Annotated in this window: 14 protein-coding genes; 12 read left to right on the forward strand and 2 right to left on the reverse strand. The window is 49.8% G+C overall.

Annotated features, from left to right (window positions below; genetic code table 11):
* Nucleotides 1–338: 338 nt before the first annotated feature.
* From trxB to ACFQNF_RS04630, 9 genes are all read left to right on the forward strand, one after another.
* On the forward strand, nt 339–1,292 hold the full coding sequence (trxB, locus tag ACFQNF_RS04590; protein WP_380186467.1) for a thioredoxin-disulfide reductase: 954 nt from the start codon (nt 339–341) through the stop codon (nt 1,290–1,292).
* 63 nt (nt 1,293–1,355) lie between these two features.
* Complete coding sequence (locus ACFQNF_RS04595) at nt 1,356–1,967, forward strand: Smr/MutS family protein (RefSeq protein WP_380186469.1); 612 nt, start codon at nt 1,356–1,358, stop codon at nt 1,965–1,967.
* Nucleotides 1,968–2,057: 90 nt separating this feature from the next.
* Entirely contained in the window at nt 2,058–3,707 is a 1,650-nt protein-coding gene (locus ACFQNF_RS04600) for a phospholipid carrier-dependent glycosyltransferase (protein ID WP_380186471.1), read from the forward strand.
* Nucleotides 3,704–4,075, forward strand: a complete 372-nt coding sequence (locus ACFQNF_RS04605; protein WP_380186472.1) for an SMR family transporter — start codon at nt 3,704–3,706, stop codon at nt 4,073–4,075. The genes ACFQNF_RS04600 and ACFQNF_RS04605 overlap by 4 nt, the downstream gene beginning before the upstream one ends.
* On the forward strand, nt 4,075–4,437 hold the full coding sequence (locus tag ACFQNF_RS04610; protein ID WP_380186473.1) for a VanZ family protein: 363 nt from the start codon (nt 4,075–4,077) through the stop codon (nt 4,435–4,437). Before ACFQNF_RS04605 ends, ACFQNF_RS04610 begins: the two co-directional genes overlap by 1 nt.
* The gene (locus tag ACFQNF_RS04615) at nt 4,434–5,561 is read left to right on the forward strand and encodes a DegT/DnrJ/EryC1/StrS family aminotransferase (protein ID WP_380186475.1); all 1,128 of its coding nucleotides are present in this window, start codon (nt 4,434–4,436) and stop codon (nt 5,559–5,561) included. Before ACFQNF_RS04610 ends, ACFQNF_RS04615 begins: the two co-directional genes overlap by 4 nt.
* Nucleotides 5,562–5,704: 143 nt before the next feature.
* On the forward strand, nt 5,705–6,664 hold the full coding sequence (locus ACFQNF_RS04620; RefSeq protein ID WP_380186476.1) for a glycosyltransferase: 960 nt from the start codon (nt 5,705–5,707) through the stop codon (nt 6,662–6,664).
* Nucleotides 6,661–7,593 (forward strand): formyltransferase, encoded by a 933-nt coding sequence (locus ACFQNF_RS04625; protein ID WP_380186478.1) that lies wholly within the window; start codon nt 6,661–6,663, stop codon nt 7,591–7,593. The genes ACFQNF_RS04620 and ACFQNF_RS04625 overlap by 4 nt, the downstream gene beginning before the upstream one ends.
* Nucleotides 7,594–7,615: 22 nt before the next feature.
* Nucleotides 7,616–8,659 (forward strand): bifunctional UDP-4-keto-pentose/UDP-xylose synthase, encoded by a 1,044-nt coding sequence (locus ACFQNF_RS04630; RefSeq protein WP_380186479.1) that lies wholly within the window; start codon nt 7,616–7,618, stop codon nt 8,657–8,659.
* A gap of 44 nt (nt 8,660–8,703) precedes the next feature.
* Here ACFQNF_RS04630 and ACFQNF_RS04635 read toward each other — a convergent pair whose 3' ends face one another.
* Together ACFQNF_RS04635 and ACFQNF_RS04640 are read right to left on the reverse strand one after the other, a co-directional pair.
* Nucleotides 8,704–9,171, reverse strand: a complete 468-nt coding sequence (locus ACFQNF_RS04635) for a response regulator (RefSeq protein ID WP_380186480.1) — start codon at nt 9,169–9,171, stop codon at nt 8,704–8,706.
* Nucleotides 9,164–12,187, reverse strand: coding sequence for an ATP-binding protein (locus ACFQNF_RS04640; RefSeq protein WP_380186481.1), 3,024 nt, complete (start codon nt 12,185–12,187; stop codon nt 9,164–9,166). Before ACFQNF_RS04640 ends, ACFQNF_RS04635 begins: the two co-directional genes overlap by 8 nt.
* A gap of 251 nt (nt 12,188–12,438) precedes the next feature.
* On the opposite strand from ACFQNF_RS04640, the gene ACFQNF_RS04645 reads away from it, so the two are divergent.
* From ACFQNF_RS04645 to ACFQNF_RS04655, 3 genes are all read left to right on the forward strand, one after another.
* Nucleotides 12,439–13,713: an MFS transporter gene (locus ACFQNF_RS04645; RefSeq protein WP_380186482.1), complete on the forward strand. Its 1,275-nt coding sequence runs from the start codon at nt 12,439–12,441 to the stop codon at nt 13,711–13,713.
* Nucleotides 13,714–13,895: 182 nt separating this feature from the next.
* The gene (locus tag ACFQNF_RS04650) at nt 13,896–15,206 is read left to right on the forward strand and encodes an MFS transporter (protein WP_380186483.1); all 1,311 of its coding nucleotides are present in this window, start codon (nt 13,896–13,898) and stop codon (nt 15,204–15,206) included.
* 201 nt (nt 15,207–15,407) lie between these two features.
* Nucleotides 15,408–18,359 (forward strand): DNA translocase FtsK, encoded by a 2,952-nt coding sequence (locus tag ACFQNF_RS04655; protein WP_380186484.1) that lies wholly within the window; start codon nt 15,408–15,410, stop codon nt 18,357–18,359.
* The last annotated feature ends 84 nt before the right edge of the window (nt 18,360–18,443 follow it).

The raw sequence follows: 18,443 nt of genomic DNA on the forward strand, positions 1-18,443 counted from the left end.
TTTGATTTATGCGCCCTTATTCCCCGCATGCTGCATGCCTTACTCATTGCTAAGCCTTGCCCGCGAGGGCGATTAACTGAGTAAGAGACATAATCAGGTAAATTAAAGCGGGGCATTTTATCCATGGTTTATTTGAAATACCCCTTTTTTAGCCCCTCAACAAAAACCCCAAGCATCGCTCTTAATATGATTTCTTAGCTTTTTGGGCAAAAAACAAGGGGAGATCCCATTACTAATCAGGGTCATAGGCATTTTTGATTAGAAAGAGTGCCGTTAAAGCCGTAAACTTTGCCTAAATCAAGGCAATCCCCCTCTCCCCCAACACAGGACGCTGATTTATGGCTACGCAACACGCTCGTTTACTTATTCTTGGCTCTGGCCCTGCTGGTTATACCGCAGCCGTTTATGCGGCTCGTGCCAACCTAAACCCCGTCATGGTGACGGGTCTGGCACAGGGCGGGCAGCTTATGACCACAACAGATGTGGATAACTGGCCAGCAGATGCAGATGGCGTACAAGGCCCTGAGTTGATGGCGCGCTTTCAAAAACACGCCGAGCGTTTTGGTACTGAAATGATCTTTGATCACATTCACACCACTTATTTAAATGAAAAACCAATCCGCCTCGTGGGCGATTCTGGCGAATACACTTGTGACGCTCTGATTATTGCAACGGGCGCATCGGCTCAATATATCGGTCTGCCCAGCGAAGAAACTTTTGCTGGCCGCGGTGTTTCAGCTTGTGCAACCTGCGATGGTTTTTTCTATCGCAACCAGCAAGTTGCCGTGGTAGGTGGCGGTAATACCGCAGTTGAAGAAGCGCTGTATCTCTCTAATATTGCATCCCACGTCACTTTGGTTCACCGCCGTGATACTTTCCGCTCAGAAAAAATCCTGATTAATCATCTGATGGAAAAAGTGGAAGCAGGCAAGATCACGCTCGCAACCAACAGCACACTTGATGAAGTGCTGGGCGATGCCACAGGCGTAACCGGCGCACGTCTTAAATCTACCGTAGACGGCAGCACGCGTGATCTTGAATTAACAGGGGTATTTATTGCGATTGGCCACAAGCCAAACACAGACATCTTCAAAGGCCAGCTTGAAATGGATGCCACAGGCTATATCATCACCAAGGGTGGCCGTGATGGCGGCTCAACAGGCACCAGCATTGCTGGTGTATTTGCCGCTGGTGACGTGCAAGACCATATTTACCGCCAGGCTGTAACGTCAGCCGCGTCGGGTTGCCAAGCAGCACTTGATGCAGATAAATATCTGGATTCTTTACGCTAAGCAGCAATGAAATGACATAGAAATATCAAGGGGCGCCGAGCGCCCCTTTTGCATCGGATTCACATGGATACCCCCAAGCTTCGCCAGCTTAGAAAAGCGTTACGTGCCAAGCCGCAAGCCGTCGCCAAAGTTCAGCACAAGCCCATTGAGGCACTGGACGATCACGCTCTTTTTATGCGCTCGGTGCAAGGCGTTACCCCACTTAAAAACAGGCAATACCAGCACCCGAAGCCTGAAATTAGCCCCTGGCCGCGTAAGCAACATGCCGAGCACCTCAGCCCGCTCGATGATATGACCGATTTTTGGCCTTGGGATGAGCTAGCGCCCGGCGAAGAGCTGCTGTACAGCAAGCCTGGTCAAAAGCTTGACACCCTAAAACGACTGCGCAAAGGGCAGTGGTCAACAACTGGCCATCTGGATTTACACGGTTTAAGCAGCGATGAAGCCAGAATCAGCGTGACGCGTTTCTTGCAAAGCGCCAACGCTGCCGGTCTGCGCTGCGTACGGATTGTGCATGGCAAAGGTATGGGTTCCAAAAATGGCGAGCCGATTTTAAAACAAAAACTCAAAAATTGGCTGGCACAAAGAGATGAAGTACTGGCTTTTTGCCAAGCTCCGCAGCATGAGGGAGGAGGTGGCGCCGTTTTGGTTCTAATTCGAACACGCAGAGAATAGGACAGCCTACAAATTCTATACACCGCAGCGTTTCACCCATCCATGCGGCTTCAGGTACAATGCCGCACCGCTCAACCCCAATGAAAACCCATGAATAGTCTGATTAATCGCCCCGCCGCCAAGTGGCTGGTGCTTCTCCTCTTGGCCGTCCTCTGGTTTGGCACCTTAGGCTACCGCAAACTCATTACCCCTGATGAAGGCCGCTATGCGGAAATCGCTAGAGAAATGGTCGTGAGTGGCGATTGGAATACGCCGCGCCTCAATGGCATCAAATACTTTGAAAAACCCGCTTTGCAATACTGGGCAACGGCGGCAAGTTTTGAAGTACTAGGCGAATCAGACTTTGCAGCAAGGCTATGGCCCGCGCTGACCGGCTTTCTGGGCTTGCTGGCGGTATTTTTTACTAGCCGAAAACTCTGGGGTGAGGCCACGGCTTGGCTAGCAGGCGGCATTTTAGCGAGTAGCGCTTGGTGGATAGGCAACGGCCACTTTTTAACACTCGACATGGGTGTCAGTGCATTTCTAACATTTAGCTTGTGTGGCTTCTTGCTTGCCCAACGTGACGGAGCCAGCGCCAAAGAAAACCGCAATGGCATGCTCATGGCTTGGGGCGCGATTGGTCTGGCCGTTCTATCTAAAGGCTTAATCGGACTGGTGTTACCTGGCATCGCGATTGTGGCTTATTCCATTATTTGCCGTGACCTTAAGCTTTGGACCAAGCTCCACCTCGTTAAAGGCTTAGCGCTGGCCTTGCTGATCACCGTGCCTTGGTTTTTAACCGTATCGAAAGCCAATCCGGAATTCGCTCAGTTTTTCTTTATTCATGAGCATTTCGAGCGTTTTTTAAGCACCGAGCATCGTCGTGAAGGCCCGATTTATTACTTTCTGCCTATCTTAGCCATTGGGCTCTTGCCATGGACCAGCCTGTTGCCGCAGGCACTTAAAAACAGCTGGAAAATAGACGGGCAATTTAAAGTTAACCGTTTTCTATTGATTTGGGCCGTGTTTATTTTTGCCTTTTTCTCTAAATCAGGCTCCAAACTGCCTTCTTATATTTTGCCGATTTTCCCTGCACTAGCCATGTTGATGGCACAAACGCTGATGAACATCAGCAGCAAGGCGCTGCGCTGGCACCTGCTCTGGATTGCAGTGCCAGGCATTGTGCTCATTGGCGCCTATCCCTATGTCAGCTCAATGGCGAGTGCGCACACACCACAAATCTACAACGCGGCCTACGCGGGCTGGTTGGTAGCCGCAGGTATCGTGCTGGCAGGCGGAGCAATCGCTAGCTTTATATTGGCGGGCAAGGGCAAAAAAGAAGCCGCCATTGCGGTGATGGCTCTTTCTGGTTTGGTGGGTGGACAATTGCCTATGGTTGGGCACGAGTCTTATGCCTATACCAATTCCAGCTACCATATTGTTGCTGCAGTAAAACCACTACTTAAGCCAGATAGCAAGCTCTATGCCGTGCATTATTACGACCAATCACTCCCGTTTTATTTGAAGCAAACTCTGCAATTTGTTGAATATGTCGATGAATTTAAAATGGGCCAACAATCCGAGCCCGATAAATTCATGAGCATGGATAACTTCACCCTTCAATGGGAAATGGACAGCCATCCTGTGGCCTTTATCGATAGCGAAGCAGAAAGCGATACTTTCAAAAAGCTACAAGAGCGCGGGCTTAAAATGAAAATCATCGCTCAGGACGCTCGCAGACTAGTGATCACTAAACAATGAAAGCCCTTGAATTCGGATTGATTTTATTTGGCGTACTGCTCAATGCGGGTGCTCAGCTTTTATTAAAAGCGGGCACACGCACCATTGGGCAGTTTGACTTCTCCATGGCCAACGCATGGCCAATCGGGCTAAAAATAGCCAGCAATCCGCATATTATTGGCGGGCTCTCCTGCTATGTAATTAGCGTAGTGGTGTGGATTTTGGCGTTATCCCGCGTTGAGGTCAGCATCGCCTACCCTATGCTATCCATTGGCTATGTCGTGAATGCAGGCTTAGCTTGGTGGTTATTTGGCGAAGCCGTCACGCCGATGCGCTTAGTGGGCATTGGCATTATTATGCTGGGCGTATTGCTGGTGGCAAAAAGCTAATGCAGCGTGCCTATTTAGAAAGACTGGCTTGGGCCTATGTGGCGTTTATCTGGGTCATGTCTTTGGTCCCGCTTTCCATGCCTCCTGGTACGAACAGCGACAAAATCGGCCATTTTCTAAGCTACGGCTTGCTGGCGCTTTGGTTTGCCCTTGTTCGCCAAAAAAAACTGTCCCAAATCTGGTTACTGGCCAGCCTGATGGGCGTTGCCATTGAGTTTGCACAGGCACTGACGCCCTATCGTAGTTTTGACACCCTCGATATGCTGGCTAACGCCTGTGGTGCGCTGATCGGTATTGCTCTCGCAGCAATTGCACTTAAATTCTTGCCACATTCTTTAAAAATTCAAACGGATCATTCATGAGCGACTTCCTCCCCTTTACCCGCCCAAGCATTGACGAAGAAACCATTAATGATGTGGCCAATGTATTGCGCTCGGGCTGGATCACCAGCGGCCCCAAAGTAAAAGCCTTTGAAGCCGCGCTTTCCACCTATTTTGGCGGCCGCCCAGTGCGCGTGGTGAATTCCGCAACTGGCGGGCAAGAGATCGCGCTGCGATTAATTAATCTACAGCCTGGCGATGAAGTCATTACCACGCCCATGACTTGGGTATCCACCACCAATGTAATTTTAAATACCGGTGGCAAGCTGGTGCTGGTCGATGTCGATCCAGTGACACGCAATATTGACTTAGATTTAGTCGAAGCCGCGATTACGCCACGTACCAAAGCCATCATCCCGATTGATTTGGCTGGCCTGCCGGTGGATCGTGATCGCCTCTATGCCATCGCTAAAAAACATGGTTTACGCGTGATTGAAGACGCAGCTCAAGCGCAAGGGGCAACGTGGAATGGGCAAAAGATCGGCAGCTTTGGCGACCTATGCTCGATTTCTTTTCACGCCAATAAAAACATGACCACCACCGAAGGCGGCGCGCTAGTGATGAATAACGAAGCCGAGGCGGCGTTATTTGAAAAGTGGCGCTTACAAGGCGTAACCCGCTTCCCCGATGGCAGCATGGATGTCGATTTACCCGGCGGTAAATTCAATATGACCGATGTGGCTGCGGCCATTGGTCTGGGGCAACTCAAGCAACTAGACGGCTTTAATGCCAAGCGAAAAGAACTCGCTCAGGCTTATTTCCGTTTGCTAGACACCGATTTAGGCTTAGAATTGCCGCCCGCTGATTTTACAAATAGCAACTGGCATATGTTCCAGCCGCTATTGCCGCTGGCAAAGATGAAAATCAGCCGTGGCGAGTTTATCGCGCAAATGAAAGAAAAAGGCATAGGCATTGGCGTGCATTACCCCGTGCTGCATTTGTTTACCTATTATCGCAACTTAGGCTACAGCGAGGGCATGTACCCTCACGCAGAGCATATTGGTGCAAGCACGATTACCCTGCCGCTGTTCCCTGCAATGGAAGTGGCTGATGTAGAGCGCGTTTGTACTGCTTTACGCGAAGTGATTTCTGCGAGCTTGAATTAGCACCATAAATTACGTAGGGCGGGTGAAACCCGCCGCGTATTTATTTTGAGATATAAATCTGGCGGGTTTCACCCGCCCTACAAGTGATGCAATGCATCCCTTTTTTGCAGCACTTATGTATCAGGTTTTAAAAAGAGATATCAATGACCCCCATCGTTTCAGTAGTCGTACCGGTTTATAACGAAGAAGACGGCTTACAAGCTCTGTTTGATCGCCTTTATCCTGCGCTCGATGCTTTAAATACGCCTTACGAGATTCTGTTTATTAATGATGGCAGTCGTGATCGCTCGGCAGGCCTATTAAGCGCCCAATACGAAAAGCGCCCTGATGTAACACGGGTGATTTTGTTCAACGGCAACTTTGGTCAGCACCGCGCCATTTTGGCAGGATTTGAGCACTCCAAAGGATCACGCATCGTGACCCTCGATGCGGATTTACAAAACCCACCCGAAGACATCGGCACGCTACTGGCAGAAATGGATAAGGGCCACGACTATGTCGGCTCGATTCGTCGTCAGCGTAATGACAGCTGGTGGCGACATGTAGCCAGCCGCAGCATGAATAATCTGCGCGAAAAACTCACCAAGATCAAAATGACCGATCAAGGCTGCATGCTGCGCGCCTATAGCCGCCGCATTATCGACACCATTAATCAGTGTCAGGAAATGCACACCTTTATCCCTGCGCTGGCTTACTCTTTTTCGCAAAACCCTACCGAAGTGGTAGTGGGGCACGAAGAGCGTTTTGCTGGCGAGTCCAAGTATTCGCTTTACAGCCTAATTCGTCTTAACTTTGATTTAATGACTGGTTTTTCGATTCTGCCTTTGCAATTGTTTTCTATGCTGGGGATTTTTGTATCCTTAGGCTCAGGGGCTTTATTCTTATTGCTGGTCTTACGTCGTATTTTTATGGGGCCAGAGGTCGGCGGGCTATTTACCTTATTCGCCATCGTCTTCTTCCTGATCGGGATTGCGCTATTTGGTATTGGCCTCTTAGGGGAATATATCGGCCGTATTTATCATGAAGTACGCCAGCGCCCACGTTATTTAATTGCCAATATTTTACAGGCCGACCCAGATCAATATAAAAAGGATGGCGCGTGAAATCAGCTGTTGTTTTTGCCTACCATAATGTAGGCGTGCGCTGTATTAAAGCACTGCTGGCTGCGGGGATTGAGATCAGGCTGATTGTGACGCACCAAGACAATCCAAATGAGAATATCTGGTTTGGCTCGGTCGCCCAATTAGCGAGTGATTATGAAATCCCGTGCATTACGCCGGACAATCCAAACACGCCAGAAGTGGAGGCGCAGATTGCCGCACTCAATGTGGATTTTCTATTCTCATTTTATTATCGCAATATGCTAAAAGTGCCATTATTAAGTGCGCCAAAGCAAGGTGCGTTTAATATGCACGGCTCTTTATTGCCGCAATACCGTGGCCGCGTGCCGATTAATTGGGCGATTATTAAAGGTGAAACCGAAACCGGTGCCACCTTGCATGTGATGAATATCAAGCCAGATAATGGCCCGATTGTGGCGCAGCAAGCTGTGCCTATTTTTCCTGATGACACCGCACAAGAAGTGTTTGAAAAAGTCACCGTAGCGGCCGAATTATGCTTAAGCGCAGCTTTACCGCGTTTAATTGCAGGAAAAACTGATTTTACGCAGCAAGACTTAAGCCAAGGCGCTTATTATGGCGGGCGCACGGCAAAAGACGGCCAAATAAACTGGCAACAAAACGCTAAAGACATCCATAATTTGGTACGCGCTGTGACCGTGCCTTATCCGGGTGCATTTAGTGACATCGATGGCAAACGCTTGATTATCTGGCGCACACGGCAAATATTTACAGCAGTTACAACAGCCATCGAACCCATTACACCGCTGATGTATGCTGACGGCAGCCGAATCATCTTGCTTTGCAGTGATGGTGCAGCACTTTTAGTACTGCACGCAGAATTCGATGGGGAAACACTGAATGGCAACGATTTCATCCGTCATTTTGGTGCGTCCTCAATAGATTTACATTAATTAGTACCTTCGGGAAAACACAATGAAAAAAGTCTTAATCCTTGGCGTCAATGGCTTTATTGGCCATCATTTATCCAAACACATCCTCGAAAATACCGATTGGGAAATTTTCGGCATGGATATGTATAGCGATAAAGTTTCTGAATTTATGGATAACAAACGCTTTCACTTTTTTGAAGGCGACATCACCATTAATCAAGAATGGATTGAATACCACGTTAAAAAATGTGATGTGGTATTGCCATTAGTTGCGATCGCAACACCGGCGACCTATGTACAAGCGCCACTGCGTGTGTTCGAGCTGGATTTTGAAGCCAATCTACCAATTATCAAATGGTGCGTTAAATACAAAAAACGTGTGGTCTTCCCTTCTACATCCGAAGTGTATGGCATGTGTGAAGACGAAGCATTTGATCCAGAAGAATCCAATATGGTTTACGGCCCAATCAACAAGCCACGCTGGATCTATGCTTGCTCTAAGCAGCTGATGGATCGTGTGATTGCGGCTTACGGCCAGCAAGAAGGCTTGGATTACACCCTATTCCGTCCATTTAACTGGATTGGTGCGGGTCTGGATAGCATCCACACCCCAAAAGAAGGCTCTAGCCGTGTGATTACCCAATTCTTGGGTCATATCGTTCGTGGCGAGCCGATTAAATTAGTAGATGGCGGCGCGCAAAAACGTGCGTTCACTTACATCACTGACGGTATCGAAGCACTGGTTAAGATTATCGACAATAAAGACGGCAAAGCCACTCGCCAGATTTACAATATCGGTAATCCAGTAAACAACTACTCGGTACGTGAGCTTTCCACCATGATGCTGGAATTGGCTAAAACCTATCCTGAATATGCAGAAATGGCGGCTAAGGTAACTGTTCTGGAAACCACTTCCCAAGACTACTACGGCAAGGGTTATCAAGACGTACAAAACCGCGTGCCAAAAATCGACAACACCAAGGCCGACCTGAACTGGGCACCAAGTACCACGATGGAAGACTCCTTGCGCGGTATTTTTGATGCTTATAAAGATCAAGTGGCTGCAGCGCGTGAACTGGTTAATTAATTAACCGTCTTCACCCATAATAAAAGCCGCGCAAGCGGCTTTTATTATTTGCTGGCATCTAAAGCCAGCTCCAGCACCTGCTGTCGTTCAAATGGCTTTCTGAGCATTTTTAACTGGCCGGCATGCCCCAAAAGCTGAGTAATATCTTCCCATGAGTAATCGCTATAAGCACTGCAAATCACTACCGGCAAACGCGGGTCTTGCCGCCATAATTGTGTAATTGTTTCCAGCCCGCTCCAGCCGCCGGGCATACGCATATCAACAAAAGCCAAGTCATACAACCAGCCACAGCGCCACGCATACTGCACACGCTGACAAGCAGTTTCCCCATCGGATTCTAAATCAAGTACAAATTGTGGTGCATCCGCAGCTAGCTCAACAGTCGCAAAAAGTGTGGCTTCCAAAGCAGATAGACGTTCACTTACCACAGGCAAATCAGGCACCAGAATATCCCGGTACAGCGCCAGATTATCTTGATTATCATCCACCACTAAAATACGAATCTCAGACATCGACCACTCCCTGCGGCTGTTTGATTACTTCATCCAAACAAGCCGATAACTCCAGCGTAAAGCACGCTCCCAAACCAATACCTGCACTCTCTGCCCGTAATTTACCCCCCATCTCCAGCGACCAATTGGCGGCACTATGCAGGCCCCAGCCATGCCCTTCTCCCTTGCTACTACTACCTTGATCAAAGAGTGTAGCTAGCTGATCGGCACTCATTCCTACGCCGTTATCCTGAATACGCAAGCTAACCCGCCCGCCATCACTGCTCGTACGCAGAATAATTTTTTTGGGGCTGGCTGCAGACAGCTCTAAAGCCTGTAAGGCGTTATGCAATAAATTAATTAATAATTGCAATAATTTATGCCGATCAGCCAGCACGGCCACCGCATCTTGATAATTCCTTTCAACTTGCACGTCTTTAAAATCAAATAAGGAATCTGCCAGCAAAATGGCATGTTCAAGCAAAGCATCAAGCGGGATAAATTCACACAAATGGCCGTCTGATTTCACCATGCCATTTCTTTGATCGGTAATGACTTTGCTTGCATGATTCGCACTGCGGGCTAATACGCCTAATTTATGCTCGATATATTGATGCTCCAGCGTTAATTGCTGGGAAAGCTGCCGGATAAAAGCAGGGATGGCCTTGCCACGCTCATCGTTTTGCAAAAACTCAACCAGATTTTCACTGTTTTGATCCAATAAATCGGCAAGCTGATGCAGCAATTGCAGCTTTGAGCTACTTACATAATCCTGCAACCCACTGGTGGTCACCGTCACGCCATTCAGGGCGTTGCCCAAATCATGCAACATACCTGAAGCCAGCATCCTTACCCCGCCGTCGTGAGCCGCCTGCTGCAATTGCTGATGCATATGGCAGGTACGCAAAGCAGCCCGAACCCGCGCCCGCAGCTCCTCAGCAGAAAAAGGCTTGGAAATATAATCATCGGCCCCGCTGGCTAAGCCAGATACCCGCGCCTCGTCTCCGCCTCTTGCTGTTAATAAAATAACCGGCAGATGCGCTAAAGCAGGCGTGTTTTTAATTCTGGCCAGCAAAGCAATGCCATCTACTTCAGGCATCATCACATCGGAGAGCACCAGATCAAGCGCCTGATGCTGCAAAATACCCCATGCATCCCGACCATTAGCCGCTACAAATACGGTGCAATCATCACGGAGTAAATCAGCGATATAGGCGCACATATCGGCATTATCATCGATGACCAACACGCGATCAGGACTGGCTTGCCGGCGCTTATTGCCCGCCAGTGGTGCCAGCACTTGAAACCTTGCGCGGCGCAAAGTATCTGTATCTGGCAAGGGAGCAGATGCGGCCGAGGCTTCCACATTGCGAGGCAAGTTCACACTAAAACAAGCGCCTTCCCCTGGCTGACTGACCAATGCCACGCTTCCCCCCATTTGCTCTGCCAGCTCTTTAACTAAGGCAAGCCCGATGCCCGTCCCGTGATAACGACGGGTTTCTCCTGCATCTAACTGCTGAAAGCGCTTAAATAACAGCGCCTGTTGCTCGCTGGGAATGCCCAATCCATTGTCTGCAACCTGTAATTGAAAAGCAGCATCATTGATCACTTTGCCCGTGATATTGATTTCACCGCCATCAGGGGTAAATTTCAGGGCGTTACTTAATAAATTCAGTAGTATTTTTTCTAAGGCACTGCGATCAGCCACCACGATTTCTAAGGCAGGATCAAGCTTCACATTTAAAGTGCAAGCCTTACTTTTGGCTAATTCTTTCGCCGAATCAGTAAGATTAAACAGCATCTCCTGCAAATTTATTTTCTCAAAACGCGGCACAAAAGCCCCGGCATCTAATCTGGAGTAATCCAGCAAATCATTAACCCGGTTCATCAGCAGTAAGGCATTACGCTTTACCCGCTCAAATTGGCCACGCTCTGACGGCGGCAAGGCGCAAAGTAAGGATTCCAAAGGAGCCAGAATCAAAGTCAGCGGCGTGCGTAATTCATGACTTACATTGGCCAGAAAGCGCCCCTTGGCCTCATTGGCCACCTCAGCCTGCTCCATCGCCTGCTGTAAAGCCTGATTAAGCTTGGCATTGGCATCCAGCGTGATGATTTGCCGTATGACCACCAGTAAAGTGACCAGCGCGGTGCCCCACTGCACATCACTGGCTTGTGGCCCCAGCCACAAAAGCAAGCTATAGCACGCCAGCACGGCAAGATAAGGCAAGGTACGCTTAACCGGCGCAGCCAAAACAAAGGCGCGCTGCCAGAGCTTACGCGGCGACAGGCTGGTATAGCATGCTGCCGCCAGCAGACAATTAAACCCAGCCAGTAATAAATTAACCCAGGAAATCGTGAGATCTGTGGCGGAAGCCACCAAGAGGTAGTAACAAGCATCACCCACAATCGCCATACCCACCGCGGCGCTAAGCAGCAATTGATCAAGAGTAAGGGGAGATGACTGCAAAGCAAGATGGCGTAAAAGTAGTGCGAAAAACACCAGGTCAATCACCGGATAGGCGAGCGCCACCGAGACAGACAGCATATCCCCGGCCAGCGTTGTAAACGTTGGCTGCAAGATAAAGTGCCAAGAAAAAACAATCGCCACCGCCACGACAATCGCTACATCCAGCAGCTGATGCCCCGCATCCTGCCTACTCTTTTGCGGCAGAGACGCGATGGCAAAAATGATACATATATTGCTCGCCACATAAAAAACATCGGCAAAAGATGGAAAGGGCTTCTCGCGCAAAATAATATCAATGTAATTCCAGATCAGCGACGCCAGCAAATAGCAGCTCACCGCAAGCCCAACAAACAGAATACTGCGCTGATCCGGGCGCAGTAAAAAAACGCACCAGATCACTACGGCGGCAGGCACTAAGGGAAGGGTAAATAAAATATCTGCAATCGCCCTATGCTGCTCTGGCGCCCCCCAGCGAACACACATCCACACAAAGAAAACCGCATATAAAAACAGGCTTGCCAGCAGCATCCAAAACGCAATGCGCTTTATTCTGTACTCAGTATCCATCATGCGTACTCCAGCAGGCTGTAGTTGAGCAAATGCCACAGTAAGGGGAAAGACAAGCTGTATAAGACATGGTGCATGACAGAGGGGTGTTTGGCGTAAAACGCAGTGACAATCCCCCCTTAAAATCTCTTTATAAGCGCGGAACAACCACAATGATTTCTATCCACCCCAGCAAAAAATGCCAAACAAATAAAGCAATTTGTCGCCGTACAGTAAGCTGTTAAAATCAATTTCCACTTTCAGACGTGATTCCTATGCCTGCTTCTTTTAGCAATAAATGGCAAGGCCTGGGCCATGCTTTCCCTTTTCTTTTGCTGTGTGATGTATTAGCAGTGCTCTCGCTCACCACGGGTAGTGTGACAATTAGCTGGTGGATCGTGACGCATGGTGGTGCAGCCGATTTATCCATTTTTGGTATTACGGCCGCACTGACCATGCTGATTGCCCTGCCGCTACTTTCTGCACACGGGGATCGCCTGCCTAAATCCCGCATCATTGCCTGGGGTCTGCTTGCCGCTGTGATAACCGCGCTTGGCTTGGCCTTAATGGCAAGCTTGGGCTTGTATCATATTGGGCTGATTATTTTCATTTATTCTTTTGACGTCATTGCATTCGCAATGGTCTTACCTGCCGTATCCAGCATTGCTGCCGATTTAGTCAGCGCCAATCGCTTAGCGGATGCTTTAAGCCTACAAAAAAGTGCGCAATCACTCGGGCGGCTAGCCGGGCCAGTAGTGGGCGGGCTGGTCGTGGCCTTCAGTAGCATTTCTTTCGCTTTATGGGTTTATACCGCCACGCTGTTCATTGCAGCCCTCTCGGCCTTTGCCATTCCAGCCATTACGCCCTCAAATAAAGCCGCGCAAAGCCATTGGAGTGCCGAAGTTCGTGCTGGTTTACACGCAAAATGGAAAATCCCCATTGATCGCAGTTGGACGATTTTTGGCTTTTTTACCATGCTGTTTTTTTCCCCGGCTATCGGCATGTTACTGCCGCTAAAAATCCATTCTTTGCAATTAGGCGCCCAGTGGCTAGGTGGTACCGAAGCCGCACTAGGCATGGGGATGTTACTCGGTGCTTTATGGGGAGCGGCTAAAGTAATCGAGTGGCAGGGGCGATTTCGCGCGGCGCTTGCAGCTATCCTCACCTTAGCACTAGGCATCTGCGCCACCGCCTTCAGCAACCAAGGCTGGATGCTGGTTTTAAGCTTTGGCATAACAGGCTTTGCTTTATCCATCAGCCAACTTGTTGGCCAAACCCATCGACAACTCGCTGTACCGGACCATTTTCGCGCCCGGTTTTCTTCGGTTAATTTTATGGTAATGAATCTGGCAAGCATGCTAGGGCCAGCTATTGCAGGCATCGCGCTGGGCATCGTTGATATTGATGCGGTTTATGCCACATTTGGCCTCGGTATTTTTTTAGTCGCGATCACCTTCCCCTTGCTGCCTAATGTCCGGGCCTTTTTAGCCTTAGATCACCACGAAGTAAAAAACTGGTACGCCAAACAACATCCCGAGCTTTTTTCGTAGGGAGCTAATAAAACCAAGCGTTTTTTTGCTTGGCTGCATTACGCCGCATGGTGGTTTGCACGGATACGGCGCTGCATCTGGATAAAGCTTCAGACTTGTGGCGCTCTACAATAACGCGATGTTTGTAAATGCAATGGTCCACGACTAGCCCCCACCCACCGCCTCTTCTAAGCGAGACCCCAATGCTCACTTCCTTTAGCCGTAAATGGCAAGGCCTAGGCCATGCCTTTCCTTTTCTTTTGCTGTGTGATGTATTGGCGGTGCTCTCGCTCACCACGGGTAGTGTGGCAATTAGCTGGTGGATTGTGACACATGGTGGCGCGGCCGATTTATCGATTTTTGGTATTTCATCAGCGCTCACCATGCTGATCGCCTTGCCGCTCCTTTCTGCACTGGGAGACCGTCATCCCAAATCACGCTTAATGGCGTGGGGCTTGCTCGTTGCGGTAATGACGGCCATTGGCTTAGCAACAATGGCCAGCCTAGGCGTTTATCATATTCTGCCGATTGTGCTGATTTATATAATTGAGGTCATTGCCTTTTCAGTAGTACACCCTGCCGTATCCAGCATTACTGCCGATTTAGTGCCGCCCGATCGTCTTGCTGATGCGCTTAGCTTACAAAAAAGTGCGCAATCACTTGGGCGATTAGCAGGCCCCGTGGTGGGTGGTGCGGTTGTTGCACTCAGTAGTATTCCCTTTGCGCTATGGATTTACACCATCATTCTTTTTATTGCCGCGCTATCTGCTTTTGCGATTCCCCCCATCAAACCCGCAGCTAAAACCCGTGGCCAATGGCACGCAGAAGTACACGCAGGCTTACGCGCAAAGTGGGAAATTCCGATTGATCGCAGTTGGACGATTTACGCCTTTTTTAGCATGATGTTTTTCTCTCCCGCACTAGGCATGCTACTGCCTTTGAAAGTTCATTCACTCAAGTTAAATGCCAGCTGGCTGGGCGCTACCGAAGCAGCCTTAGGCTTAGGTATGCTAATTGGCGCTTTTTGGGGCGCTCAGAAAGTCATTCTGGCTCATGGGCGGTTTCGTGCCTGCATGGGGGCCGTTATGGTGTCGGCGCTGATTATTATTGGCGTTGCACTCAGCATGCAAGGCTGGCTTTTAGTACTGGGATTTGGTTTGGCTGGGTTTTCAATCTCAATTAGCCAGCTGGTTGGGCAAACACACCGCCAACTAGCTGTGCCCGATCATTTTCGCAGCCGTTTTTCTTCGGTCAATATGATGGTGATGCAAATTTCTGGCATGTTAGGGCCGGCCATCGCAGGCATTGCTTTGGGTGTTTTGGATATCAGCGCTGTCTATGCAGGCTTTGGGATTTGCTTACTTCTCATTGCTATGCTCTTTCCGCTCGTACCTGGCATCCAACACTTTTTGGCACTCGATCACCACGAAGTAAAAAACTGGTATGGCAAGCAACACCCCGAGCTATTTGATTTAGTTGCGCCAGAAAAACTGGATTTACAAAAGAACCCGTAATGCCTCAGGTAGGTATAAAAACACGAGTAATTTGGGCGCTTTTGCGCCTGAATGCCCTATAAAAAAGCGTTGATCTGTTTTTTAGCTCGCCCCACAAAAACAAGTGCAGTAAGCTCTGGCCTTTTTGCTGATTGGCGTTATCCCTGAGGAAGCGGATAATGCCGGTTCTGCCTATTTCTGCCGTCTTGGATTTGTAAAAACATGCCTATTCGATTCATTTCCCGAATCAACCACCTATTGCAAACGGCCCGTTTAGCTTGGCTTTGCCCTGCTTTTATTTTAATCGTGCTACTTGGGTTCAATCCGCACATTGGCCTCGCCGCCTGGCTTTGCGCATTTTTTGCATTAGAGCGGGTATGGAAGCCACAAAAACAATCCACAATTGCATATATCGGCTTTGCCATTACCCTTGCCACGCTGGCGGGTGGGCAAAGCTTATTGGGCTATTCGGCTATTTTATCGGCGCTGCTTTTTTCAGTCGGGCTGGGCTTGGGTGTACCGCTATGGCGACAAAAACCATGGAGCGACATCCTTGAGCGTACTGGCCTCGCCATTGAAACAGGCTGGCAAGCAATCATTGCAGGGATTAAAGCGCAATTTGACCCGAACCATCACGATGATTCTGACGCGCCTGAAGCAAGTGAAGAAGAAAGCGAAGCAGACTGGGATGATGAAGAGATCAAAGAAGCCGCCGTTGCAGAGCTTGCTGCCACCTCTACAAGCCCAAGCCCGCATCGTACTCAGCGTGGTGCAGCAAGCGCTGTGCCCACTCCATTGCCACCACATGCACAGCCAACCAGCCCTATTGCGCTCAATAGCCAGCCACCCATCCATAAGGACGAGCTATTTCAGCACTTTAAAAACACAACGCCAGCGGCTGCGCCAGCAGCCAACCCGCTGCCTTTGATTGATTTATCCCAAATCCGGCAACATTTACAAAGTGATCATCGGGTAAAGAGCCATATCGAACGGCCTCGCCCAAGTGCGCCTGCTGCCTTACCGCTGATTGCGAGTGAAGAAATTCATCAGCGCTTATCTGCCATACACGGCAAAACAACAGAGCCTGCACCGCTTCCGAGCCGCAGCCCCAAAGTCAGCACGCCCATTAAAGCCAGCCCGCGTTTATTTCAACTCGGGCCAAAAATCGCCCCGCCGCTTGTGACACGCACTGAGCCCACGTTCAGTGATTTACCCCTCTCCCCGCCGCTTGCAAACATAGCCGAGCAAGAAATTGCTCTGACCAGCGCATTATCGGTCGCTCCGCCCGCCGACACGATAGCAGCGCCTGTGCCGCTTCACTGGGAGCCTAGCGAAACCATTACGCTGCAAGCCATTATTGAGCCAGAACCTCTACCCAGCCCGACTCCGGCAGTCGTACTCTTGCTAGAAGAACCAGAGGCCATTAGCCCACCACCAGCGCTTTACCAAGCCCCTTTAGTACCAACAATGGCGTCATTGCTGATCGAGCCTGATGTAATCGCAACAAGCACGATTCCAGAGCCGCTGGAAGCAGCAGCTATTCCAGCGCCTATTCCAGCCAACACGCCTACCCCTATCGTTGCAGCAACAGTTCAAGCAACACGCCCTAGCACACCAGAGAATGCGCTCACTTGGTCTAAACCGCCTACACCCGCTCCACGACCACCTGCCGAGCCTGTGCACTATAGCGACGACTTTATGCCGTCCCTTAGCCTATTGCACCCGCCAGACCCTGCGATAGAAACCATCAGCCAGGACGATCTTTTAGACCGTGGCATTTTGATTGAAGAAAAGCTAGCCGAGTTTCGAGTAAAAGCCTCGGTGCTGGATGCTTACGCTGGCCCAGTCATTACCCGCTACGAGATCGAACCTGCCGTTGGGGTGCGTGGCGCACAGATTGTCAATTTAATGAAAGACTTAGCACGCGCCTTGGGACTCGTTTCCATCCGTGTGGTCGAAACCATTCCTGGCAAAACCTGCATGGGGCTGGAATTACCCAACCCCACACGGCAAATGATTCGCTTGTCCGAGATTTTATCGTCCGATGTTTATCTGCAAAATCAAAGCAAGCTGACCATTGCACTGGGCAAAGATATTACCGGCGCACCTGTCGTCACAGATCTTGCCAAAGCGCCGCATATGCTGGTGGCAGGCACAACGGGCTCGGGTAAATCGGTTGGCGTGAATGCGATGATTTTATCGCTGCTGTATAAAGCCACGCCCGAAGAAGTGCGCTTTATTATGGTCGACCCAAAGATGTTGGAATTATCGGTTTACGATGGCATTCCCCACCTGCTTGCGCCAGTAGTCACCGATATGAAGCTGGCCGCCAATGCCTTGAACTGGTGCGTGGCTGAAATGGAAAAACGCTATCGCTTACTTAGTACTTTTGGCGTCAGGAATCTAGCAGGCTTCAACCAAAAGATTCGCGAAGCCGAGCAGCGTGGCGAGCGGCTAACTAATCCATTCTCATTAACGCCCGACGAGCCAGAAGCGCTTGAGCATCTGCCGTTTATTGTGGTGGTAGTCGATGAATTTGCCGACCTGATGATGGTGGCAGGCAAAAAAATTGAAGAGCTGATTGCCCGCCTGGCACAAAAGGCCCGCGCCGCAGGAATTCATCTAATTTTGGCGACGCAACGCCCCTCGGTAGATGTGATTACCGGCCTGATTAAAGCCAATATCCCAACGCGCTTAGCGTTTCAAGTTTCCAGCAAGATCGATAGCCGCACCATTCTCGATCAAATGGGCGCAGAAGCGCTGCTTGGGCAAGGCGATATGCTGTTCTTGCCGCCCGGTTCTGGCTACCCGCAGCGCATTCACGGCGCTTTTGTTGATGACAACGAAGTACACCGCGTGGTGGAACATCTCAAGCAGTTTGGCGAGCCTAATTATATTGATGGCGTATTAAATGGTGGCTTTGATGCCGAAGCCAGTGCATCCAATATCAATAACAACAATGAAGGCAGTGAAAGCGATCCGCTCTACGACGAAGCCGTGGCTTTAGTGCTCAAAAGCCGCCGCGCCTCCATCTCGGCGGTGCAGCGCCAGCTTAGAATCGGCTATAACCGCGCAGCAAGATTGATCGATCAAATGGAAAACGCTGGTATCGTCAGCCAGATGGAAAGCAATGGCAATCGCACGGTATTAGCCCCTCCAGCGATGGAATCGTGATCATACAAAACGTAGGGTGGGCACAACGCTTTATCGTGCCCACGCGGTAGCACTGCCGCGTGGGCATAAAAACTTGCCCACCCT

The sequence above is a fragment of the Iodobacter arcticus genome (genome assembly GCF_042664895.1).
Lineage (GTDB): Bacteria > Pseudomonadota > Gammaproteobacteria > Burkholderiales > Chitinibacteraceae > Iodobacter > Iodobacter arcticus.